The 21859-nt window shown below is 73.7% G+C and carries 17 protein-coding genes and 3 tRNA genes; 10 read left to right on the top strand and 10 right to left on the bottom strand.

All coding sequences use genetic code 11. From position 1 onward, the window contains the following. Nucleotides 1-40: 40 nt before the first annotated feature. Nucleotides 41-1138, top strand: a complete 1098-nt coding sequence (locus BJ976_RS09325) for an alpha/beta hydrolase (protein WP_135030303.1) — start codon at nucleotides 41-43, stop codon at nucleotides 1136-1138. A gap of 79 nt (nucleotides 1139-1217) precedes the next feature. Here the strand turns inward: BJ976_RS09325 and BJ976_RS09320 are convergent. After that, nucleotides 1218-1308 (bottom strand) — tRNA-Ser (locus tag BJ976_RS09320). A 62-nt stretch (nucleotides 1309-1370) separates the two neighbouring features. Then, on the bottom strand, nucleotides 1371-1874 hold the full coding sequence (tadA, locus tag BJ976_RS09315; protein WP_268236497.1) for a tRNA adenosine(34) deaminase TadA: 504 nt from the start codon (nucleotides 1872-1874) through the stop codon (nucleotides 1371-1373). A gap of 42 nt (nucleotides 1875-1916) precedes the next feature. Between tadA and upp the strand changes: the two genes are divergently transcribed. From upp to BJ976_RS09295, 4 genes are all read left to right on the top strand, one after another. Continuing rightward, nucleotides 1917-2552: a uracil phosphoribosyltransferase gene (gene upp / locus BJ976_RS09310; protein WP_135030304.1), complete on the top strand. Its 636-nt coding sequence runs from the start codon at nucleotides 1917-1919 to the stop codon at nucleotides 2550-2552. 387 nt (nucleotides 2553-2939) lie between these two features. After that, nucleotides 2940-3713 carry a winged helix-turn-helix domain-containing protein gene (locus BJ976_RS09305; protein ID WP_135030305.1) on the top strand — a complete coding sequence of 258 codons (774 nt, stop codon included), beginning with the start codon at nucleotides 2940-2942 and terminating at the stop codon, nucleotides 3711-3713. A gap of 101 nt (nucleotides 3714-3814) precedes the next feature. Continuing rightward, a complete protein-coding gene (locus BJ976_RS09300; RefSeq protein WP_135030306.1) occupies nucleotides 3815-4339 on the top strand; it encodes a SixA phosphatase family protein in 525 nt (174 codons plus the stop codon). Nucleotides 4340-4368: 29 nt separating this feature from the next. Next, a complete protein-coding gene (locus tag BJ976_RS09295; protein ID WP_135030307.1) occupies nucleotides 4369-5376 on the top strand; it encodes a peptidoglycan recognition protein family protein in 1008 nt (335 codons plus the stop codon). A 69-nt stretch (nucleotides 5377-5445) separates the two neighbouring features. On the opposite strand, the gene BJ976_RS09290 is transcribed toward BJ976_RS09295, so the two are convergent. Continuing rightward, a tRNA-Arg gene (locus tag BJ976_RS09290) sits at nucleotides 5446-5522 on the bottom strand. A gap of 238 nt (nucleotides 5523-5760) precedes the next feature. Here BJ976_RS09290 and BJ976_RS09285 point away from each other — a divergent pair. After that, the gene (locus tag BJ976_RS09285; RefSeq protein WP_135030308.1) at nucleotides 5761-7608 is read left to right on the top strand and encodes a phosphoenolpyruvate carboxykinase (GTP); all 1848 of its coding nucleotides are present in this window, start codon (nucleotides 5761-5763) and stop codon (nucleotides 7606-7608) included. Between the two features lie 94 nt (nucleotides 7609-7702). Here BJ976_RS09285 and BJ976_RS09280 read toward each other — a convergent pair whose 3' ends face one another. From BJ976_RS09280 to BJ976_RS09270, 3 genes are all read right to left on the bottom strand, one after another. Beyond that, nucleotides 7703-8887: a globin domain-containing protein gene (locus BJ976_RS09280; RefSeq protein ID WP_135030309.1), complete on the bottom strand. Its 1185-nt coding sequence runs from the start codon at nucleotides 8885-8887 to the stop codon at nucleotides 7703-7705. Nucleotides 8888-8994: 107 nt separating this feature from the next. Beyond that, nucleotides 8995-10323 carry an MFS transporter gene (locus BJ976_RS09275; RefSeq protein WP_135030310.1) on the bottom strand — a complete coding sequence of 443 codons (1329 nt, stop codon included), beginning with the start codon at nucleotides 10321-10323 and terminating at the stop codon, nucleotides 8995-8997. Further along, nucleotides 10320-10805 carry an RrF2 family transcriptional regulator gene (locus BJ976_RS09270; RefSeq protein WP_135030311.1) on the bottom strand — a complete coding sequence of 162 codons (486 nt, stop codon included), beginning with the start codon at nucleotides 10803-10805 and terminating at the stop codon, nucleotides 10320-10322. Before BJ976_RS09270 ends, BJ976_RS09275 begins: the two co-directional genes overlap by 4 nt. A gap of 166 nt (nucleotides 10806-10971) precedes the next feature. On the opposite strand from BJ976_RS09270, the gene BJ976_RS09265 reads away from it, so the two are divergent. Beyond that, nucleotides 10972-13155: a RecQ family ATP-dependent DNA helicase gene (locus BJ976_RS09265; protein ID WP_135030312.1), complete on the top strand. Its 2184-nt coding sequence runs from the start codon at nucleotides 10972-10974 to the stop codon at nucleotides 13153-13155. A gap of 13 nt (nucleotides 13156-13168) precedes the next feature. Here the strand turns inward: BJ976_RS09265 and BJ976_RS09260 are convergent, their stop codons facing one another. Next, complete coding sequence (locus tag BJ976_RS09260) at nucleotides 13169-14647, bottom strand: phosphomannomutase/phosphoglucomutase (RefSeq protein ID WP_135030313.1); 1479 nt, start codon at nucleotides 14645-14647, stop codon at nucleotides 13169-13171. Nucleotides 14648-14684: 37 nt separating this feature from the next. On the opposite strand from BJ976_RS09260, the gene BJ976_RS09255 reads away from it, so the two are divergent. Beyond that, a complete protein-coding gene (locus BJ976_RS09255) occupies nucleotides 14685-15893 on the top strand; it encodes an MFS transporter (protein ID WP_376698717.1) in 1209 nt (402 codons plus the stop codon). Nucleotides 15894-15921: 28 nt separating this feature from the next. On the opposite strand, the gene BJ976_RS09250 is transcribed toward BJ976_RS09255, so the two are convergent. Further along, the gene (locus BJ976_RS09250) at nucleotides 15922-17271 is read right to left on the bottom strand and encodes a polysaccharide deacetylase family protein (protein WP_135030314.1); all 1350 of its coding nucleotides are present in this window, start codon (nucleotides 17269-17271) and stop codon (nucleotides 15922-15924) included. Nucleotides 17272-17499: 228 nt separating this feature from the next. Here BJ976_RS09250 and BJ976_RS09245 point away from each other — a divergent pair, with 228 nt between their 5' ends. Then, a complete protein-coding gene (locus tag BJ976_RS09245; RefSeq protein WP_135030315.1) occupies nucleotides 17500-18336 on the top strand; it encodes a hypothetical protein in 837 nt (278 codons plus the stop codon). 160 nt (nucleotides 18337-18496) lie between these two features. Here BJ976_RS09245 and BJ976_RS09240 read toward each other — a convergent pair. Together BJ976_RS09240 and BJ976_RS09235 are read right to left on the bottom strand one after the other, a co-directional pair. Continuing rightward, nucleotides 18497-18585 (bottom strand) — tRNA-Ser (locus BJ976_RS09240). 186 nt (nucleotides 18586-18771) lie between these two features. Then, on the bottom strand, nucleotides 18772-19572 hold the full coding sequence (locus tag BJ976_RS09235) for a PRC and DUF2382 domain-containing protein (protein WP_135030316.1): 801 nt from the start codon (nucleotides 19570-19572) through the stop codon (nucleotides 18772-18774). A 287-nt stretch (nucleotides 19573-19859) separates the two neighbouring features. Between BJ976_RS09235 and BJ976_RS09230 the strand changes: the two genes are divergently transcribed. Next, a complete protein-coding gene (locus BJ976_RS09230; protein ID WP_135030317.1) occupies nucleotides 19860-21839 on the top strand; it encodes an FAD/NAD(P)-binding protein in 1980 nt (659 codons plus the stop codon). Nucleotides 21840-21859 lie beyond the last annotated feature (20 nt).

Raw genomic sequence — 21859 nt, 5'->3', positions numbered from 1 at the left:
CTCCACTAGGCTCGGCCGCACCGGCATCGAGGGGGTGGGCATGGACGCGGGGACGCACGACGACGGCGGCCGCCTCGGTCGGCGCACCGCCCTGGGCCTGGGGCTCGGGGCCGCGGGCGTGGCCCTGACGGCGGCGCTGGTGGAGCGGGACACGTCCCTGGTCCCCGCGCCGGTGGAGGACCGTGCGGCCGCCCTGTTCGGGATGCGCTCGAGCCTGGGGCACACGTACGCGGACCTGCCCGGCGCGGCCGGCCGCGTGGACGTCCACACCCCGCCCGGCCCCGGCCCGTTCCCCGTGCTCGTGTGGAACGACGGCTCCGGGTGGCGCTCCGACCGCGGCTTCCAGGGCGGCCGGGACGTGGCCCGCGGCATGGTCCCGGCCGGCTACGCGGTGGCGGCCTTCTCCGTGCGCAGCTCCTCCCAGGGCACCTTCCCCGCCCAGGTCCTGGACGCGACGGCGGCGGTGCGCTGGGTGCGCGCCCACGCCGCCGAGCTCGGCCTGGACCCCGGCCGGATCGCGGTGGGCGGGAACTCCTCGGGCGGCTGGAACGCGCTCATGGCCGGGCTCACCGGCGGCCGGGACCTGGACCGCGCCCGCGTCCCCTTCCCCGGCTCCGAGGTCCCCGCGGGCGGCCACGCGATCCCGCCCGAGGACGCGGTGCAGGCGATCGTGGAGTGCGCCGCGCCCGTCGACTTCCTGCAGATGAACGTCCAGATGCCCCGTGGGGCGTGCGCCGCCCTCAACCGGCGGCAGAGGCTGGAGCACTGCCACCTGGACGAGGCCAGCACCAAGTCCCGCATGCTGGGCGCGCCCGTCATGGCTCGCCCCGAGCTGGCCCGCCTCGCCCGGCCGGCGGTGCACGTGACGCCGGACTCCCCGCCCACCCTGCTGATCCACGGCCGGGACGACCACGAGGTCCCCTACCTGCAGAGCCGCGGGCTCTACTCCGTGTTCGCCGAGCGCGGCGTGCCCACGGCCCTCTACTCGGTGGAGGGGGCGGGCCACGACCTGGGCATGATGACGCGCCGCATGGGCCCCGCGGACGTGCTGCGCGCGCACCTGCCGCGCACCGCGGTGCACGCCACCGTGTCCTGGGCGGCGGTGGCCGCGTTCCTGGACGCGGTCATGCCCGGCTGAGCGCGCTCCGGCCCGCCGCGAGCGCCCCTGAACACGAGGAAGGGCCCGGGAGCGGTGCTGCCGGGCCCTTCCTCACTTCTGGCGGTGACGGTGGGATTTGAACCCACGGTACGGGGTTACCGTACACAGCATTTCGAGTGCTGCACCTTCGGCCGCTCGGACACGTCACCAGACCGGCACACCCTACCCGAGCCGCCGGGGCGCGCCCAAACCCGCCGCCGGCCGGTGGCGATCAGTCCCGGTGGGCGGCGAAGAAGTCCCGCAGCAGGGCGGCACACTCGTCGCCGCGCACGCCCGCGCGCACATGGACGTCGTGGTTGAACCGAGGGTCCCGCACCACGTCCAGCACGGACCCGCACGCCCCGGCCTTGGGGTCCCACGCCCCGAAGACGACGCGCGGCACGCGCGCCAGCAGCAGGGCGCCGGCGCACATGGGGCACGGCTCGAGGGTCACCACGAGGGTGCAGTCGGACAGTCGCCAGCCGTCGCCGGCGCCCGCGGCGGCGCGGGCCTCGGCGCCACGGCGCAGGGCGAGCACCTCGGCGTGCGCCGTCGGGTCGTGGTGCCGCTCCCGCTCGTTCGCGACGACGGCGAGCACCTCGCCGTCCCCGCCCACCAAGACGGCCCCGATCGGGACGTCCCCGTCCGCCCCGGCGGCGCGGGCGGCCTCCAGGGCCAGGCCCATCCAGGCGTGCTCCTGCTCGGGGGTGGGCGCGGGGGAGGGGACGGCGGGCACGCGCCCAGGCTACGTGCCGTGGCGGGCGGTACCGTGGGCGCCATGCGCCTTCACGTCGTCGACCACCCGCTCGTGGCCCACAAGCTCACCGTCCTGCGCGACCGCCGGACCCCGTCCATGATCTTCCGCCAGCTGGCCGAGGAGCTCGTGATGCTCCTGGCCTACGAGGCCACCCGGGACGTGGCCGTGGAGTCGGTGCAGGTCGAGACCCCCGTGGCCACGACCACGGGCACCACCCTCGCCCGGCCGCGTCCGCTGGTGGTGCCGATCCTGCGTGCCGGCCTCGGCATGCTCGAGGGCATGACCAAGATGGCGCCCTCGGCGGAGGTGGGCTTCCTGGGCATGGCGCGCAACGAGGAGACCCTGGACATCGTCACCTACGCCGAGCGTCTGCCCGCCGACCTCACCGGCCGGCACGTGTTCGTCCTGGACCCGATGCTCGCCACGGGCGGCACCCTCATCGAGGCGATCCGCTTCCTCTACGAGCGCGGCGCCGAGCGCGTCACCTGCATCTGCCTGCTCGGGGCGCCCGAGGGCGTCGCCCGGCTCGAGGAGGCGCTCGGCGAGCACGACGTGGACCTCTACCTCGCCGCCGTGGACGAGCGCCTCGACGAGCGCTCGTACATCGTGCCCGGGCTCGGCGACGCCGGCGACCGCCTCTACGGCCTCGCGGAGTGACGTCCACCCTCTCCGCAGTGTGGAGAGTCTGTTCCATCTGATGGAACATGCGGTCCCCGTCGGTGACGACGGCGGCTGCTGTGTGCACGAGTGAGAACGAGTATGCAGTCGAGCTGGCATAAATATGCGAAGTATTCGGCTGGGCTCTTGCCGCATCGAACGATCAGCGCAAGGGAGAGCGGATGAGCACGTATGATGATGCGCCAGTGCATGCAGGGTGGAGCATAGTGATTTGCATCATAAAAAGCGTCATTCCGTCCGTATGGTGAGACATCCACCCCTGTCGGGGTTGCGTCCGAAGGCGCGGCGTCACATTGTTGTCACATGACGCCGCCGCCCGGCGATCGGTGCGAGGGCGGGGCAGCCATCACAGGAGGAGTGAGGGTCATGGGTGAGACCGCCGGCTACGTCCACATCTCGGTGCGCAATGCGCAGCGCCGGGCCCACCACTCCCGTGCACGCCGCGGCGACCTGCGCCTGGCCCAGGAGCCCGAGTCGACGCACACCGCCCCCACCCCCGTCCTGGCCCCCAACGGCGTGCCGGGCCCCCAGGCGGTGGCACGGGAGAACGAGGCCCGCGGCTTCGTGATCTACGTGGGCATGGACGAGCTCATGGCCTCCGCGGCCGGCACGTCCCTGACCCGGCTGGCGAACGAGCTGCGCCACTACGTCGAGTCGCTCGTGCCCGGCGCCGAGTCCCACGCCGCCGTCGCCCTGGCCCCCGCGGGCGCCGCGGGCCGCGACCTCGAGGTCGTCCGCCAGGTGCTCGGAGACCCCACCGTGCAGGGCGCCGTCCGCCCCGACCTCGTGCAGGCCCCCGCGCCGGTGTCCACGCGTCAGCCGGGTGTGCTGATCGACCTGTCCCGCCGGGAGGTGCAGCTGGACGGCGAGTCGCTCAACCTCACCTTCAAGGAGTTCGAGCTGCTCAACTACCTCGTGGAGAACGGCGAGCGCACGGTGGGCCGCGAGGAGCTGCTGGAGAGCCTCTGGAAGAACTCGGACGAGGTCCCCAACGAGCGCACGATCGACGTGCACATCCGCCGCCTCCGCGCCAAGCTCGGCCGCCTGGCCAACACGGTGCGCACCGTTCGCGGCCAGGGCTACCGCTTCTACCGCCACCCCGAGGTCGTGGTGTGGGCCGCGCCGGAGTACTCCATCTGATCCGGTCCGTCCCGCGCTGACCGGGCACGACGTCGTCGCGCCCGCCTCTCCGCCCCCGTCTCAGTCCCCGGGGCGGGGGCATCGTCGGTAGCCTGGGAGCCATGAGCGGCCCCGACGCGAAGACCCTCGTCCTGCTCCGCCATGCCAAGGCGGGGTGGCCGGGCGGCGTGGACGACCACGACCGCCCCCTGGCCGAGCGCGGCCATCGACAGGCGCCCGCCGCCGGCGAATGGCTGCTCGAGCACGGGATCGTGCCCGATGCGGCGGTGGTCTCCGACGCCCTCCGCACCCGCCAGACGTGGGTCTGGGTGGCCGAGCGGCTGGGCGAGTCGGCCCCCACCCCCTACCTGGACGGTCGCCTGTACGCCGCCGATGCCGCGCGGGCCCTCGCCGTGGTCAACGAGACCGAGGAGACCGTGCGGAGCCTGATCGTGGTGGCCCACATGCCGTGGCTCCAGGACCTGGGCATGCGACTCATGAGCCTGGACTCCGACCAGGAGGCCGCGCTGAGCATGAGCGAGCACCTGCCCACCCTCGGCCTCCAGGTGTTCCGGGTGGACAAGCCCTGGGCCGAGCTGGACGGTCGCGACGCCGCCCTGACCCACTTCGCCGTCCCCGGCCGCTGACGGCCTTCGACCCACCGGGAGTCCCGACCATGACCGACGCCCCCTGCCCCCCGCACCGCCCGCGCCATGCCCTCGGCGTCGGCCCCGCCCCCCTGCCCCGTCACCGGGCCGCCGGTCCCACGCCGGCCGGCCGCCGCGCCGTCCTGGCCGGGGCCGCGGCCGCCGTGGCGTCCGCCGGGACCGTCGCCGGCGCGGCCCCGGCCCATGCCTTCGCCGGGCCGGTGGTGCACACGACCGCGGCGTGGGGGGCCCGCCGCGTCCGCACCGAGCGGACCCCGGGGCGGCCCACCGCGCTGGTGATCCACCACATGGCCTCGCCGAACACGTCCGCCACGTCGCTGTCCCACGCGTTCGCCCTGGCGCGGCGGTGCCAGGCGGACCACATGGACCGGGCCGGCTTCGACGACTCCGGCCAGCACTTCACCGTGACGCGCGGCGGCCACTGCCTCGAGGGACGCACCGGCTCGCTCGCGGCGCTGCGGGCCGGCGACGGGTACGTCACGGGTGCGCACGTGGGCGGTGCCAACACCGGGAAGATCGGCGTCGAGTGCGAGGGCACCTACACGGAGGCCCTGCCGACCCCGGCGCAGTACCGCGCGCTCGTGCAGCTGGCCGCCCACATCTGCCGCCGCTACGGGATCCGCCCCTCCGCCATCAGCGGCCACCGGGACCACCGGGCCACGCAGTGCCCCGGGGACGCCTTCCACGCGCAGCTGGACACCCTGCGCCGCGACGTCGCTCGGACCCTGGACTCCGGCGTCCTGTCGGTCTCCCAACTCCCCGGGCATCCGGCCGGGGCGCGCCGCGGTGCGGCGGAGGAGGCGGCCTCACTGCCGGTGCTGGGCCCGGGCAGCAGCGGCCAGCACGTCCGCCGCGCCCAGCGCCTGCTGACGGCCGCCGGCCACCGGGTGCCGGACACCGGCACCTTCGCGACGCGGACCCGGGCCGCCGTCGTCGCCTTCCAGCGTGCGGAGCGGATCGTGGCGGACGGCTTCATCGGCCCCGTCACCTGGGGGCGGCTCCTCTCCCACGGCTGACCGCGCCCGGGGGCGGAGGCCGCTCCCGACGACGAAGGCCCCGCTCCGTGAGGAGCGGGGCCTTCGCTGTGGTGCGCCCAAAGGGATTCGAACCCCTGACCTTCTGTTCCGTAGACAGACGCTCTATCCAGCTGAGCTATGGGCGCTGATGCCGACCCGCCGGAGCGGCTCGAACTCGTAGAACTCTACATACGGTCCCCAGGGGGATGCAAATCGGCCGGCGGGCGCCGCCGTCGGGCCCGGCTGGGCCGGGGATTCTACGCCTGCCTCAGGTAGTCTGGCCCCAGACCGTGCGACCACAAGGACGTGGTGCACCCGTTGCGGGTGTGCGCGCCCGTGGTGGGTACGGGACGGCCCAGGACCCCAATGGGAGGACACCCCACCATGGCTGACGACAACGCCACCACCCCGTTCGCGGACCTCGCCACGCAGGACGCGCCCACGGACTACGCCCAGCTGCGCGACTGGGTCGCCGGGATCGCCGAGCTCACCCAGCCGGACGCCGTGCACTGGGTGGACGGGTCCCAGGAGGAGTACGACCGTCTCGCCGCCGAGCTCGTCGAGGCCGGCACGCTGACCAAGCTGAACGAGAAGAAGTTCCCCAACTCCTACGCCGCGTTCTCCGACCCGGCCGACGTGGCCCGCGTCGAGGACCGCACCTTCATCTGCTCCGAGAAGGAGGAGGACGCCGGGTTCACCAACAACTGGATGGACCCGCGCCAGATGCACGGCATCCTCGACGACGCCTTCGCCGGGTCCATGCGCGGCCGCACCATGTACGTCATCCCCTTCGTGATGGGCCACCTCGACGCCGAGGACCCGAAGTACGGCGTCGAGGTCACCGACTCCGCCTACGTGGTGATGTCCATGCGCATCATGGCGCGCATCGGCACCGAGGTCCTGGACAAGATGTCCCGTGAGCAGGCCTTCTACGTCCCCGCCGTGCACTCCGTGGGCGCGCCGCTCGAGCCCGGCCAGGAGGACGTGCCGTGGCCGTGCAACCCCACCAAGTGGATCGTGCACTTCCCCGAGGACCGCTCCATCTGGTCCTACGGCTCCGGCTACGGCGGCAACGCCCTGCTCGGCAAGAAGTGCTACGCACTGCGCATCGCCTCCGTGATGGCGCGGGACGAGGGCTGGCTGGCCGAGCACATGCTGATCCTCAAGCTGACCTCCCCGGAGGGCAAGGCGTACCACATCGCCGGCGCGTTCCCCTCGGCCTGCGGCAAGACCAACCTCGCGCTGATCGACCCCACGGTGGAGGGCTGGAAGGCCGAGACCCTGGGCGACGACATCACCTGGATCCGCGCCGGCAAAGACGGCGAGTTCCGCGTCATCAACCCGGAGACCGGCTACTTCGGCGTGGCCCCCGGCACCGGTTGGTCCACCAACCCCAACGCCATGCGCGCGATCTCCAAGGGCAACTCGATCTTCACGAACGTGGCGCTCACGGACGAGGGCGGCGTCTGGTGGGAGGGCATGACGGACGACACCCCGGACCACCTGATCGACTGGCGGGGCAACGACTGGACCCCCGAGTCCGAGATGAAGGCCGCCCACCCGAACTCCCGCTTCTGCACCCCGATCGACCAGACGGACATGCTCGCGGAGGAGTACTTCGCCCCCGAGGGCGTGAAGCTGGACGCCATCCTCTTCGGCGGCCGCCGCAAGACCACCGTGCCGCTCGTGACCGAGGCCCTGGACTGGGAGGACGGCATCCTCAAGGGCGCCACCCTCTCCTCCGAGACCACCGCGGCCGCCGCCGGCGCCGTGGGCGTGGTGCGCCGCGACCCGATGGCCATGCTCCCCTTCCTCGGCTACGACGCCGGCGACTACCTGGCCCACTGGGTCAGGGAGTCCGGCAAGGCCGACCCGGAGAAGCTGCCGAAGATCTATCTGGTCAACTGGTTCCGCCGCAATCGCGACGGCGGCTTCGCGTGGCCGGGCTTCGGTGAGAACTCCCGCGTGCTGAAGTGGGTCGTGGAGCGGATCGAGGGCACCGGCGAGGGCGTCGAGACCCCCATCGGCGTGATCCCCACGAAGGCGTCCCTGGACCTGACCGGCATCACCGTGAAGGACGAGGACCTCGAGGACGCCCTGAAGGTGGACCCGGCGGAGTGGGAGAAGGAGAACGAGCTGATCGAGGAGTGGCTCGGCCAGTTCGGTGAGTCCCTGCCGCAGTCCATCCGGGACCGCTTCGCCGCCCAGAAGGAGCGCTTCGCGCAGGCCTGATCCGGTGGCCTGAACCGCGGACGACGTCGGCCCCCGCCTCCCTCGAGGAGGCGGGGGCCGACGTCGTCGTGCCGTCAGCGGGCGCGAAGGCCGCTCAGGCGGCCAGCCAGAGGTCCGGGCCGAAGATCTCGTACCGGATGGAGGTGGCGGGCACGCCGGCGTCGATCAGGGAGGAGCGCGCGGACTGCATGAAGGCCAGCGGGCCGCAGAGGATGTACTCGGCGCCGGCGGGCAGCTCCACCTGGGAGGCGTCCACCTGACCCTCGTGGACGGTGACGCCCTCCGGGGCCTGCTCCGGGACTACGCCCAGCCACAGGTCGGCCTGCGCGTCCGGCAGGGCCTGGACGGCCTCGAGGACCTGGTCGCGCAGGGCCACGGAGTCCCAGGACGCGTCGCCGTGCAGCAGACGCACAGCGCGGTCGGAGCGCTGCTCGGCCAGGGCGGAGAGGATCGCGGCGGCCGGGGTGATGCCGATGCCGGCGGTCATGAGCACCAGCGGGGCGGCGGAGTCCTGCAGGGTGATGTCGCCGTAGGGGTTGGACACCTCCACGACGTCGCCGACCTCCACGCTCTGGATGAGCACGGGCGAGACCTCGCCGGCCTCGTCCAGCTTCACCGTGATGAGGCGGTGGTCGGTGGCCGCGGCGTCGCCGGAGAGCGAGTACTGGCGGGCCTGGCGCAGGCCGTCGGCGACCTTGATGCGGACGGACACGTACCCGCCGGGCTGGCCGGGGGTCTGCGGGGTGTCGTCGGCCGGCTCGAGGCGGAACGTGACGGCGGCATTGCCGGTGGGCTCCTTGGAGGCGACCCTCCAGTCCGTCCACATCTTGTCGTTGGCCTGCTTCGCGTACAGGTCCTTCTCGAGCGTGATGAGGGCGTCCGCCATGAGCCAGTAGACCTCGGTCCAGGCCTCGGCCACCTCGGGGGTGACGGCGTCGCCGAGCACCTGGGCGATGGCCCAGAAGAGGTTCTCGTAGACGATCTGGTACTGGTCCTCGGTGATGCCCAGCGCCGTGTGCTTGTGCGCGATGCGGGCGAGGACCGTCTCGGGGAGGGTGTCCGGGTGCTCGAGCAGGTGCACGGCGAAGTGCACGATCGAGCCGGCCAGGGCCTGGGCCTGCTCGCCGTTGCGCTGGTTGGCGCGGGAGAAGGTGCCGTCCATGAGCTCGGGGTGGGCCTCGAACATGTGGGCGTAGAACTTCGGGGTGATCTCCGGCATGTGCTCGGCGACGACGGCGGCGGTCGCCTCGATCACGGGGCGGGACTTGTCGGACAGCATGGGGTCCTCCTGGTCGGGATAAGTGGCATTCTGAGTGCGAGATTACACCCGCGCCGGGGCCGGCGCCACGGGGGCGGCGTGACGGCGGCGCGCCGTCGCGCGTCGGCTCAGCCCCGGGAGACCTCCGGCAGGCTCCACGACGTGACCACGCCCGCGAGGCCCAGCAGGGCTAGGAACAGCACCGCCCACTGCGGATCCACGGCGGCCAGGGCGGAGCTGATCCCGCCCACCACCAGGAGCACGACGCCGAGGGTCGTGTTGCCGGCGGCCACGTAGAGCGTGCGCCGGTCTCCCTCCGCCATGTCCTGCACGTAGGTCTTGCGCCCCACCCGCACACCCGTGTGGATGAACGCGATCAGGAAGTACGCGCCCACGAACAGCGCCTCCGTGGCCGGGCCGGAGCCGAGCGCCTCCGGTCCGCCGGTGAGGGCGAGCACGCCCAGCAGGGCCAGGAGGACGAGGCTGGCCGCGAGGGCCGTGCCGGTCATGAGCAGGCGGGAGGAGCGGTCGGCCAGCCGCCCGAACACGCGGCCGCCCAGCAGCGCGGCCAGCCCGGAGGCCAGGATGAACCCGCCCAGCCCCGACAGCCCCGAGGTTCCCGCGGCCAGGGCCAGCGCGAGGATGAACGGCGGGCTCAGCGCGGAGACCAGCAGCAGCGAGCGGGCCGTGACGAACCGGCGGAACTGGGGGTCGTCCCGGCAGGCGGAGGCGAGGCGGGCGGCGACGCCGGGGGCGCCGTCGTCGTCCGTGGTGGGGGCGGGCGGCTCCGGCTCGCGGACCCGGCCGTACACGATCGCGGAGATCGCCCAGAGCGCGGCGCCCAGGCCCAGCAGGGCCGCCAGGGCCCCGGTGCCCGGCGCGTCCCCGCCGAGCAGGCGGATGCCCAGGCCCAGCGTGAGCGCGACGGCGCCGGCCACCATGGTGGACACGCCCGTGATCTGGCCGCGCTCGCCCTTGGGCACGGTGCGCCCCTGGACGTCCTTGGAGGCGATCGAGCACAGGCACCGTCCCAGCGCCGCCACGGCGAGCGCCGCCAGGATCACGACGCCGGCCGTCAGCCCGGTGCCGACCGCCGCGGTGAACGCCATGACAGCCACCGCCGCCGCCTGCACCCACGCGCCGGCGGCGAAGACGTGCCGTCGGCCGCGCACGCGCATCACGAGCGGGGTGAGGAACACCTGGGGGAGCATGGAGCCGGACTCGCGGATCGGGACCAGCAGACCCGCCAGCCCCGCCGGCACGCCCAGGGCGTGGAAGAGCCAGGTCAGGACGGTGGAGGCGTTGACGGTCTGGTCCCCGGCAGACTGCAGCGCCTGCGCCGTGACCAGCCGGACGCCGTTGGGCGGCAGCTCGGCGCGCACGGTGGGGTCGAGGGCGGACTCGGCGTCGGCGTCGCGCCGGACCAGGCGGGAGTACAGGCGCTCCGCGGCGGTCATGCGGGAATCGCGTCGGGTCGGTCCGCCGGGCTTCCGGGCGCGGGGCGGCCGACCGCCGGCAGGCCCAGGAACGTCTCGTTGTGGGCGGTGAGGTCCCGGACCCGATACTGGTCCAGCTCCGCGTAGAACGCGTCCCGGGCGCGGGCCAGGGCCAGGCGAAGCCCGCACCCGTCCCGCAGCGGGCAGGGGACCCCGCTCTCGAGGCCGGTGCAGTCCACCATCTCCGGGCGGGTGGTCAGCTCGTGCACCAGCCGGCCGATGCGCTGGTCCAGGCCGGCCTCCGTGATGACGGCGCCGCCCGTGCGCCCCCGGGCGACGTCGACGAGCCCGCGACGGCGCAGCTCGCCCACGGCCTTGACCACGTGGTTGTAGGGCACGGCGATCCGGTCCGCGATCTGCTGCGTGGTGAGCTTGGTGCCCGCGTCCCGACCCAGGGTCATCAGGACCCGGAGGCAGACGTCGGTGAACGCGTTGAGCTTCATGGGCCCATTGTCCCACCCGCCCATATGGCATTTCCCGGTCGCGCGGGGCGCGGTGCGGCGCACCAGGTCGGACGGCTCCTGCACAGGCCCTCCGAGGTGCGCGCGTCGTCCCCTGCGGCCGGCCGGGCCCGGTACCGCGTCCGCCCCCGCTGGCAGACTGGCCGACATGAGCACCCCCCAGGCCTCCACCGCCCCGAGCCCCTCGCCCGCCGTCGAGGACCCGGCCCTGCACGCCGAGGCGCTGAAGGTCCTGCGGGACCTCGTGGGCCGCCCGGACGCCGAGTTCAAGGAGGGCCAGTACGAGGCAGTGGAGGCGCTCGTGGCCCACCGGCGCCGCGCGCTCGTGGTCCAGCGCACCGGCTGGGGCAAGTCCGCGGTGTACTTCGTGGCCTCCCTGCTGCTGCGGGCCCGGGGCGCCGGGCCCACGCTGATCGTCTCCCCGCTGCTGGCGCTGATGCGGGACCAGGTGGCCGCGGCCGCCCGCGCCGGCGTGCGGGCCGTGTCCGTGAGCTCGGCCAACGCCACCGAATGGGAGGACGTGCGCCGCGCCCTGGCCGCGGACGAGGTGGACGTGCTGCTGATCTCTCCCGAGCGCCTGACCAACCCCCGCTTCCGGGACGAGCAGCTCCCGGACCTCGTCTCCCGCATGGGCCTGCTGGTGGTGGACGAGGCGCACTGCATCTCCGACTGGGGGCACGACTTCCGGCCGGACTACCGGCGGATCCGGGACCTGATCGGGCAGCTGCCCTCCTCCGGCCCGCGGGCCGTGCCGGTGCTGGCGACCACCGCCACCGCCAACGGCCGCGTGGTGCAGGACGTCGTGGAGCAGCTGGACGTCGAGTCCCGGCAGGAGGTGTTCGTCCTGCGCGGTCCTCTGGCGCGCGCGTCCCTCCGCCTGGGCGTGCTGCGCCTGCCCAGCCCCGCCGCGCGGCTGGCGTGGCTGCTGCAGCACCTCCAGGAGCTGCCGGGCTCGGGGATCGTCTACGCGCTCACCGTCTCCGCGGCGGAGGACACCGCCCGGGCGCTTCGGGACGCCGGCGTTGAGGTGGTGGCCTACACGGGCCGGACGGACCCGGAGCAGCGGGAGAGGATCGAGGAGGACCTCAAGGCCAACCGGGTCAAGGCGGTGGTGGCCACCTCGGCCCTGGGCATGGGGTTCGACAAGCCGGACCTGACCTTCGTGGTGCACCTGGGCGCCCCGAGCTCGCCGGTGGCGTACTACCAGCAGGTCGGCCGCGCCGGCCGCGGCACGGACCACGCGGACGTCCTGCTGCTGCCGGGCCAGGAGGACCGGGCCATCTGGGAGTACTTCGCCACCGCCTCCATGCCGGACGAGGCCCAGGCCCGCGCCGTGCTGGATGCGCTCCAGCAGTCCGGCGGTGCGATGTCCGTGGCGGCCCTCGAGCCGGTGGTGTCCGTCAAGCGCACCGTCCTCGAGCTGCTGCTCAAGGTCCTCGCCGTGGACGGTGCCGTGGAGCGCGTGGGCGGCGGATGGCGCGCCACAGGGCGTGACTGGACCTACGACGCCGAACGCTACGCCCGCGTGGCCGAGGCCCGCCGCGCGGAGGAACGGCTCATGCTGGACTACCAGACCACGCAGACGTGCCGCATGGAATTCCTGGCCCGCACGCTGGACGACCCCACCGCCGCCCCGTGCGGGCGCTGCGACGTGTGCGCGGGCCCCTGGTTCCCCACGGGCTGGGACGGGGCCGCGCGGGAGCGCGCGGACCAGGCGCTGCGGCGCACGGGCGTGCCGATCGAGCCGCGGCGCATGTGGCCCTCGAACATGGACCGCCTCGGCGTGCCGGTGAAGGGCCGGATCGCCGAGGGGGAGCAGGCGGAGGAGGGACGGGCCCTGGCGCGTCTCACCGACCTCGGCTGGGGCTCCCGCCTGCGGGAGCTGCTCGCCGCAGAGGACGCCCCCCTGCCCGAGGAGGTGCTGCAGGGGGCCGTGGCCGTGCTCGCCGCGTGGGGGTGGCAGGCCCGTCCCATCGCCGTCGTCGCCATGCCCTCCCGGGGACGGCCGCAGCTGGTGGACTCGTTCGCCCGCGGAATCGCACGGCTGGGACGGCTGCCGTTCCTCGGTGCGCTGGAGACGGTCGGCGGCGGACCCACGGCGGGACCCGGCGGCAACAGCGCCTACCGGCTGGCCTCGGTCCACGGCCGGTTCGCGGTGCCCGAGGCCATGGAGCACATGCTCCGCACCGCGCCCGAGGCCGGGCAGCACGGCCCGGTGCTCCTGGTGGACGACCTCGTGGACTCACGGTGGTCCCTGGCCGAGGCCGCCCGCGTCCTGCGCGGAGCCGGAGCGCAGGGCGTCCTGCCGTTCGTCCTCGCCCAGAACGGCTGAGCCGCGCGGCGGGTCAGCGCTCGGCGCGCACGATCGCCAGCACGGCGTCCCGGATCGCCGCCATGGTCTCCGGCGTGCGGGCCTCACCGTTGTAGCGGAGGAAGGGCTCCGTGTTGGACGGGCGCAGGTTGAACCACCAGGAGCCGTCCGCGGCGGCCACCGTGGTGCCGTCCATGCGCTGCACCGTGGTGGCCACCCCGGCGAAGTCCTCGTGGGCGGCGGAGGCCGCGCCGGTCCCGCCTGCGGCCGCCTCAGGGGCGAACTGGGACAGCACGGCCGCGACCGCCGCGTCCTTGTCCGCCACCTGCGAGTTGATCTCCCCGGAGGCGAAGTACGGCTCGTACTCCTCCGTGAGCTCGCTGAGCGGCTGCTCCTGCCCGCCGAGGGCGGCCAGCACGTGCATGGCCGCGAGCATGCCGGTGTCGGCGTTGAAGAAGTCACGGAAGTAGTAGTGCGCGGAGTGCTCGCCGCCGAACACGGCGCCCTCCTCGGCCATGACGGCCTTGATGAAGGAGTGGCCCACGCGGGTCTCCACGGCGCGTCCGCCGTCGGCGGCCACCAGCTCGGGCACGGCCCGGGAGGTGATCAGGTTGTGGATGACCACGGGGACGTCGTCGCCGTCGGCCTTGGCACGGGCGATCTCCCGGCGCGCCACGAGCGCGGTCACGGCGGACGGGGAGACGGGTTCGCCGCGCTCGTCGATCACGAAGCAGCGGTCCGCGTCGCCGTCGAAGGCCAGGCCGATGTCCGCGCCGTGCTCCCGCACGGCCGCCTGGAGGTCCCGCAGGTTCTCGGACTCCAGCGGGTTGGCCGGATGGTTGGGGAAGGTGCCGTCGAGCTCGAAGTACAGCGGCTCGATGGTCAGCGGCAGCGCCTCGAGGGCGGCGTCTCCGAGGACCGCGGGGGTGGTCTTGCCGGCCATGCCGTTGCCGGCGTCCACCACGACCTTCAGCAGCCGGATGCCGGAGAGGTCCACGAGGGACCGCAGGTACTCGGCGTAGGCCGGCAGGATGTCCCGTTCCTCGACCGCGCCCGGCTCGCCCGCGGCGGGGATCTCCCCGGCGTCGAGGTAGGCCTGGGCGGCGTCGCGGATCTCGTAGAGGCCCGTGTCCGAGGACACGGGCACGGCACCGGCCTGGGCCATCTTCATGCCGTTGTACTCGGCGGGGTTGTGGGATGCGGTGAACACCACGCCGGCGGCGTCCTGCACGCCGGCGGCGTAGTAGAGCATGTCCGTGGAGATCAGGCCCAGGCGCAGCACGTCCGCACCCCGGCGGGTGGCGCCCTCGGCGAAGGCGGTCATGAACTCCGGGGAGGAGGGGCGCATGTCCCCGCCCACCAGCACCGTCTGTCCGGCGAGGCCGAGCACGTCCACGAACGCGGCGCCCACGGCGCGCACCGTCTCGGCGGTGATCGTCTCGCCGACGATCCCGCGGACGTCGTAGGCCTTGAAGGAGTCGTGCAGGTCGATGGCGCCGGGTGCAGTAGTCACCCGGTCGATGATACCGACACCTCACTACAGTGGCCGTGTGACCGACGACCTGCCCGCTCCCGCCGAGCCGGGCTCGACCGCCTACCGGCGCCTGCTGGCGGGCCTGTTCCTCGCGGGCGTGGCCACGTTCGCCCAGCTGTACTCGCCCCAGGGCCTTCTGCCGCTCGTGAGCGCGGACCTGGGCGTCCCGGCGCACCGGGCAGCGCTGCTCGTGGCCGCCGCAACCCTCGGGCTCGCGGTGTCCGTGGTGCCGTGGTCGCTGGCCGGGGACCGCTGGGGCCGCCGTCCCGTGATGGCCGCCTCCCTGGTCACCGCCTCCGCCCTCGCGGTCGCCGGCGTGCTGATGCCCTCGCTCGAGCTGCTGCTCGGGATGCGTCTGCTGGAGGGGATGGCCCACGGCGGCGTGGCCGGGCTCGCGGTGACCCTGCTGGCCGAGGAGGTGGCCCCGCGCGTCGTGCCTGCCGCCGCCGGGACGTACGTCGCCGGGACCACGCTGGGCGGGCTCTCCGGTCGGCTGCTCGCCCTGCCCGTGGCCGAGGCAGCGGGCTGGCAGGCCGGCATGCTGGTCGTGACGGCCGTGGGCGTGGCGTGCACCCTCGGGTTCCTCCTGGTCACCCCCCGCGCGCGCCGCTTTCGGCCGGTGCGCGCGTCCGTGGCGCAGACCGCGCGGCGGGTCCGCGTCCACCTGGCCACGCCCGCGCTCGTGGCCCTCTATCTGCAGGGCGCCCTGCTGATGGGCGGGTTCGTGGCCCTCTACAACTACGTGGGCTACACGCTCCTGGCTCCGCCCTTCTCCTGGTCGCCCACCGCCGCCGGGCTGGTCTTCCTGGCCTACCTCGCCGGGACGTGGTCCTCCTCGCGCGCGGGCAGGCTGGCGATGCGGGTGGGCCGGCTGCGCGTGCTCGCGGGGTCCGCGGGGCTCATGGCGGCCGCGGCGGCCCTCACCCTGGTGCCCCATCCGACGGTCCTGGTGCCCGCGCTCGTCGTGGCCACGGGAGCCTTCTTCGCGGCCCACGCGGTGGCCTCCGGCTGGGCGGGCACCGCCGCGACCACCGGCCGGGCCCAGTCCACCTCCCTCTACACCCTGGCCTACTACGCCGGCTCGAGCCTGTTCGGCTGGCTCGGTGGGCTGGGCCACGAGACGTTCGGGTGGCCCGGCACCGTCCTGCTCGTCGTCGTTCTCGCGCTGACCGCGCTCGCCGTCGCCGTCGTGGTGCTGCGCGGCCACCCCGAGGCCGGCCACTGAGGAGCACGTCGTCACGACGCGCGGCCGGTCACCAGCCGAGCTCGGCGGCGTCCTCGCCGGTCGCGGACGCGTCGCGCTCCTGCCAGGCCGCGAGGACCGCGGGGTCCTGCAGCTCGAGCCAGTCGATCAGCTGCTGGTAGGTCACGCAGTGGGTGTCCGCCTCGGCGCAGAACTCGCGCATGGACTGGGCCACGGCGGGGTTGAAGGCGTTGCCCGCCCAGGTGTTGAAGTGGTTGGGGAACACGAGCGGGGCACGGTTGCCGTGGTACGCCGACTCGTACATGTACCGGTACGTGTCCAGCTGGAACTGCCGCAGCTCCGCCGTGTCGGCCTCCTCGCCCCCGTTGCCGGAGATCCAGAAGTTGTAGTCCATGGCCATCACCACGGGGGAGTCGTGGCCCCTGTCCGCGAGGGTGGGGGAGTAGCCGATCGGCATCTCGAACTCCCAGATGCCGTCGTCCTGGTAGGGCCAGGACACGCCGACGCTGCCGGTGCCGCGGGAGGTGTCGTACTCGATGCCGACCTCGTCGAACGCCGGGACGAGCTCCTTCCACGTGCCGTCCAGGCACGGCAGCCGGGTGCCCTGGATCGCGGAGAGCGGCACCTCCATCTCCGGGAAGTCGTCGCCGTAGCCGTTGACCCCGCGGGGGTCCGCGAACATGTCCTGGAACTGGCCCAGCTCGTCCAGCCACTCCTCGGTGGACCACTTGTCCCCGCCGTAGTCGGCGGTGGCGCACAGGTGCCCGTTCATGTGGGTGCCGATCTCATGGCCCTGCGCGTAGGCCTCGTTGATGTTGGTGACGCGGGCCGCGATCTCGGCCTCGTCCCCGCCGAGCTCCTTGTTGACGTAGCCGGGCTTGTTGCCGGGCGCCTGGTAGTACTCCCGGTTCTCGTCGGCCAAGAGGTGGATGCCGGACTGGAACACGGTGAACTTCGCGTCCGCCTCCTCCGCGACGTCCTGGACGTAGTCCCAGCGGTCGTTCTGGTAGCCGCCGTCGAAGGAGTAGAGGATGAACTGCGGGGGCTGCTCGTCCGCGGTGAAGGCGCGCATGGGCACCTCCTCCTGGGAGCGGGCCGTCAGGGGGACGTCGGACGACGGCGCCGCGGCCGCTGAGGAGGAGGGCGTGGCGGGGGCCGGGTCCGGCGCGGCGGGTGCGTCCGACGAGCCGGGACCGGAAGAGGCCGCGGCCGGGGACGAGGCCGCGGTGGTGGGGGCCGACGTCGCGGACGCTGCGGGGGACGAGACCGCGGTGAGGCCGTCCTCCGCGGGCGCGGAGCAGGCGGTCAGCACCAGTGCGAGGCCCGTTGTCAGCGCGAGCCGGCGTCCGGTCCGGGAGGATCCGGGGACGGGGCGGGCGGGGCGTGCGAGGTGCGGCATGGTGTCCTTCCGCTGTCAGGTCTGCGAGGTCTGCGGCTCGTGTGCGTCGTATCGAGGCGGTTCCGAGGAGGCCGACGTCCTGGGGGCACGGCCGATCCGTCGGGACGGGTGGGCGCGGATCCCGGGTGGTCCCCTGTCCTCTCACTGTACGCCAGCCGGGGCGAGCGGGGTCGGGGCCGTCCGTGCGGACCGGGGTGAGATGGTGCACTCGCCCCTAGACTCGGACCCATGGAATACCTCGTCCCGATCCTCGCCGTGGTGGTGATCGGCGTCCTCACCCTGCTCGTCACGCGCTGGCTCTCCGGCCGTCCGTCCCCGGCCGCGGAGGACTCCCCCGGCGCCCCGGAGATCTCGCGGGAGGCCACACCGGAACGCGCCCGGGCGGCCGCTCGTCGACTGGACGAGGAGACCCACCGGGCCGTGTACGGGCACATCGCCCAGGGGCGACCCTTCGAGGCCGTGCGCGACTACCGCCGGCACACGGGCCGTTCCGTGCGCGACGCCCTCCTGGACGTCCAGTCCCTGACCCTGCACCCGCAGGTCTACTCCCTGCCCGCACCGGAGGAGGAGCCGACGTCGCACACGTCGGTGGCGCCCTCGAAGGAGGGGCCGGCCGTGGACGACGAGGCCGAGGACCGGGCCCCGTCGGTGGGCGAGGACCGCCCCGTCGGTCCGGAGCGTCCGCACGGCGCGCACGCCGCGAACCCCGTCGCCGGGGCCTCCGAGGAGGGGCCGGCGGTCGACGACGTCGCGGGCGGCCCTGTCATCCCCCCGGTCCCCGCGGAGCGGGAGGAGCTCACCTCGCTGACCATCCCCGACCACTGGACCGCGGCGCCGACCCCGGAGGAGCCGCACTTCGAGGTGGAGGTGATGCGCGGGGACGAGTCGGTGCGCCTGGCCTCGGAGGACTTGCCGCCCTGGCTGCGGGACCAGCTCTCCGCCATGATCCGCGACGGCAACCTGGAGTCAGCGGCGGTGCAGCTCTCGAGCCATTCGAGCCTGTCCGTCCCAGAGGCGTTCGAGCTGCTCCGCCGCATGAAGGAACGTCGGGACGGCGGGGGCTGAGTCCCGCCGGGTCGACGTCCTTTCGCGGGGTCGCCCTGGTTCCGGGCGACCCCGCGAAAGGACGTCGACCGGACCGGAGTGGGACCCGCTGCCTCACAGAGCCGCAGCCCCGGACGCGTCGAGGGCCCCGGATCCGTCATGGATCCGGGGCCCTCTCTCGCGGAGACGGGGGGATTTGAACCCCCGGCCCACCTTTCGGCGAGCCCTTCATTAGCAGTGAAGTCCATTCGGCCGCTCTGGCACGTCTCCCTCCGTCCGCACGGCCTCGCGAGGCGCGACGGACCGGATCAGCCTACCGTGCACGTGGTGCCCCGGGCAAAGGGGGTGCGCGTTGCGCCCGCGGGAGGGAACGACGAAGGGCCCCGGATCCACCAGGGGTCCGGGGCCCTTCGAAGGGAGGTCACACGGCGTCAGCCGCGCTGTCCCTCAGTGCGATCAGCGCAGGCCGTCGCGATCGTTGCGGACGTCGCCGTCGATCTGCACGTCCTCGTGGGTGAGCTCCTCGGTGACGGTCTCGGTGTCCTGCACGTGACGCTTGCCCAGGGAGACCTTCTCGGCCTCCACGGTCTTGTTGACGACCGGGACCTCCTCGTAGGTGGTCACGGACACCTCGTTGTCGCCGTCCACGCGGGCCTCGGCGGAGTTGGGGTCGATGGACTCGCGCTCCACCACGACCTCCTCGCGGGTCACGGGGACCTCGACGGTCTCGGTGGTGGTGTAGGACTGCTTGCGCAGACGCACGCGGCCGGAGGCCTTGCGCTCGGTGCCGACCTGCAGGTGCTCGTCGCGCAGGACCATCGAGTCGTCGTCGTTGTCCACGGCGGCGCGGCGGTCGGTGTCGACGACGTCGCGACGCTCGGTCTCGACGCGGTCGGTGCCGGTGGTCACGGTGCCGGCGGCGGCGTGACGGTCGGTCTCAGCGCCCGAGTACTCCAGGGAGTAGTACTCGTAGATGCGCTGCTCCTCCTCCGGGGTGAGGGAGCCGTCGGCGTCCACGTTCGGGGCGTCCTTCACGAAGTCCTTGGTGAAGGGAACGGTGATGCCGTCGGTGGTGGTCTGAGCCTGCTGCAGCGGGACGAAGGTCTCCTTCGCGCCGAACAGGCCGGTCTTGACGGTCACGAACGTGGGCTCGTTGGTCACGTCGTCCAGGTAGACCTGGCCGACGGAGCCGATCTTCTCGCCGTCGGTGGAGAAGACGTCGCCGTTCTGCAGCTGATCGAGAGCGTTGCGATCCATGATGAGTGCTCCTTTTGAATCGGGATTGTTGAACTCGTTCACGAGGCTTTCGCCCCGTCACATCGCTCACCATTCCGCACGGCGGGGTGCGGCGTCAACAGCGTCGGCGCGCTCGAACGACGATTCCCAGGCCGCTGTCAGGAAACTGCATTCACCCGCGGAATCGCGCGGTTCAGGATGCGTCGTACCGGGTCCGCTGCCCGGCCTCCCAGGAGGTCTTCATCCCTTGACCTGAACCACTAGGCTGTGCTGTCCAGGGTGGACCCGCCGCCCGGAGGAGGTACACCGTGGACCGGACCGTCGTGGCGCATCGCACCCTCGCCGTCGTGGGGGTCGGGCCACGGGGCGTCATGGTGCTGGACCGGTTCCTGGCCCGACTCGAGTCGGACCAGGCCGGCGCGGGGTCCTGGACCCTGCACCTCGTGGACCCGTACCGGGTCGGCTCCGGGCGCGTGTGGCGCCCGGACCAGGACCCCCTGTTGCTCATGAACACCCCGGCCTTCTTCCCCACCGCATGCGCCGCGGACAACCCCGGGCTGCGCCCGTCCTCCGTGTCCGCCTCCTTCGACGACTGGCGCCGCGCCCACCCCGTCGCCGCGGGGGGCCTCGAGCGGGAGGACTACCCGCCCCGCGCCGTGTACGGCCGCTATCTGGAGGACACGGCGGACGCCCTCCTGGCCGCCCTGCGAGCACGCCCGGAGGTCCGGGACGTGGTCGTGCACCGCGCGGAGACGGTCGCGCTCCACCCGACGGACGACGGCGACGCGCGCCTGACGCTGCGGCCGTGCGACCCGGGCGGAACCCCGCGGGTGGAGGCCGGCGTCGAGGAGCTGACGGCCGACGCCGTCGTCCTGTGCCTGGGCCACCAGGACGCGGTGCTCAGCGCTGCCCAGCGGCGTCTGGCCGAGACGGCCCGGGAGTCCGGCGTCCTGCACTACCGGGGGCCGCACCTGCCCGCGGAGCTGGACGTGGACGCCGTGGGGGCGGAGGACACGGTGCTGGTGCGCGGCATGGGGTTGAACGCGTTCGACCTCCAGGCCCGGCTGACCGAGGGCCGGGGAGGCGTCTTCCGTCCCACCGGGGCCGGTGCCGGAGAGGCCCTGGAGTACGCGCCCTCCGGCCGGGAGCCGCGGCTGCACCTGATGTCCCGGCGCGGCGTGCCCTACTTCCCGAAGGCCCAGGTGGACGCCTTCGTCCCCCGGCGGGTGCGCCTCGAGTACCTCTCGGACGCGGCGGTCGCGGACCTGCTGGACCGGCACGGCGAGCTGGACGTCGCGGAGCACGTGTGGCCCCTGCTCCACCGGGACGTGATGCGCCACTACTACGCGACGCTCGCTCGCGTGCACCCGGAGGCCCTCGGGGGACCGGTGGCCGCGGGGCGGTTCCTGCTGGAGCTGGTCGGCATGTTCGAGGACGCCGGCCGCGGCGCCCCCGTGACGGCCCGCCACGCCGAGGAGCTCCTGCAGGGCTACGCCCCCGAACGGCGCCTCCTGGACATCCGCTCGTGGGCCGAACCCTTCCGGGACGCCGTGTTCCCGAGCGCCGCGGAGCACCAGGGGGCGGTCGCCGAGCTGCTGGGCCATGCCTGCGAGGAGGCGGCGGCCGGGGAGGACTCCCCGTTCATGCAGGCGGTGGGCGCGCTGCACGCGGGGCGGCTGCGCATCAAGACATGGGTGGCGCAGGGGCTGGTCTCCGAGGTCTCCCGCGTCCGGGACGTCCAGGGGTGGCTCGAGCCGCTGGTGGAGGGGCTGGCCTCCGGCCCGCCGCTCGTGCGGATCGAGCAGATGCTGGCCCTGCACCGGGCGGGCCTGCTCACCTGGGCGGGGCCCTCGCCGCAGGTGGACGCGGACGCCGAGGCCGGCGTGTTCCGGGTCCGCAGCCCGCGCGTCGGCGCGGAGGACGCCGTGGAGCCGGCGGTCACGGAGGGCACCTGGCTGGTGGAGGCCATGATGCCGCCCAACCGGGTGGACGCGGCGGCCGCCCCGCTGATCCGGCAGATGCTGGCCGACGGGGTCGCCGCCACCGGCACGTGGGAGGACGAGGAGGGCGCCCCGCGCCCCAGCACGGGCTTCGACGTCACCGCCCGGCCCCATCGCCTGCGGTCCGCGGACGGCGCCGTCCACGAGCGGATCCTGGTGCTCGGACTGCAGCTGTCCGGCGTGCAGTGGGGCACGGCCATCGCCGCGGAGGCCGGCGCCGACGCCCGGGACCGCGCCCTGTTCCTGGCCGACGCCGACGCCGCCGCGCGGGTCCTGCTCGGCGCCTGAGGCCCCGGGCACGACGGCGG

The organism is Micrococcus flavus (genome assembly GCF_014204815.1).
Lineage (GTDB): Bacteria > Actinomycetota > Actinomycetes > Actinomycetales > Micrococcaceae > Micrococcus > Micrococcus flavus.
The sequence above is the reverse complement of the archived record's forward strand: the minus strand, read 5'-3'. Positions and strand labels throughout refer to the sequence as shown.

Coding starts and splice junctions, on each gene's coding strand:
- BJ976_RS09245 (WP_135030315.1), top strand. CDS start 17,500: ATGGAATACCTCGTCCCGATCCTCGCCGTGGTGGTGATCGGCGTCCTC.
- BJ976_RS09275 (WP_135030310.1), bottom strand. CDS start 10,323: ATGACCGCCGCGGAGCGCCTGTACTCCCGCCTGGTCCGGCGCGACGCC.
- BJ976_RS09325 (WP_135030303.1), top strand. CDS start 41: ATGGACGCGGGGACGCACGACGACGGCGGCCGCCTCGGTCGGCGCACC.
- BJ976_RS09250 (WP_135030314.1), bottom strand. CDS start 17,271: ATGCCGCACCTCGCACGCCCCGCCCGCCCCGTCCCCGGATCCTCCCGG.
- BJ976_RS09305 (WP_135030305.1), top strand. CDS start 2,940: ATGGGTGAGACCGCCGGCTACGTCCACATCTCGGTGCGCAATGCGCAG.
- BJ976_RS09265 (WP_135030312.1), top strand. CDS start 10,972: ATGAGCACCCCCCAGGCCTCCACCGCCCCGAGCCCCTCGCCCGCCGTC.
- BJ976_RS09300 (WP_135030306.1), top strand. CDS start 3,815: ATGAGCGGCCCCGACGCGAAGACCCTCGTCCTGCTCCGCCATGCCAAG.
- BJ976_RS09270 (WP_135030311.1), bottom strand. CDS start 10,805: ATGAAGCTCAACGCGTTCACCGACGTCTGCCTCCGGGTCCTGATGACC.
- BJ976_RS09295 (WP_135030307.1), top strand. CDS start 4,369: ATGACCGACGCCCCCTGCCCCCCGCACCGCCCGCGCCATGCCCTCGGC.
- BJ976_RS09280 (WP_135030309.1), bottom strand. CDS start 8,887: ATGCTGTCCGACAAGTCCCGCCCCGTGATCGAGGCGACCGCCGCCGTC.
- BJ976_RS09235 (WP_135030316.1), bottom strand. CDS start 19,572: ATGGATCGCAACGCTCTCGATCAGCTGCAGAACGGCGACGTCTTCTCC.
- upp (WP_135030304.1), top strand. CDS start 1,917: ATGCGCCTTCACGTCGTCGACCACCCGCTCGTGGCCCACAAGCTCACC.
- BJ976_RS09285 (WP_135030308.1), top strand. CDS start 5,761: ATGGCTGACGACAACGCCACCACCCCGTTCGCGGACCTCGCCACGCAG.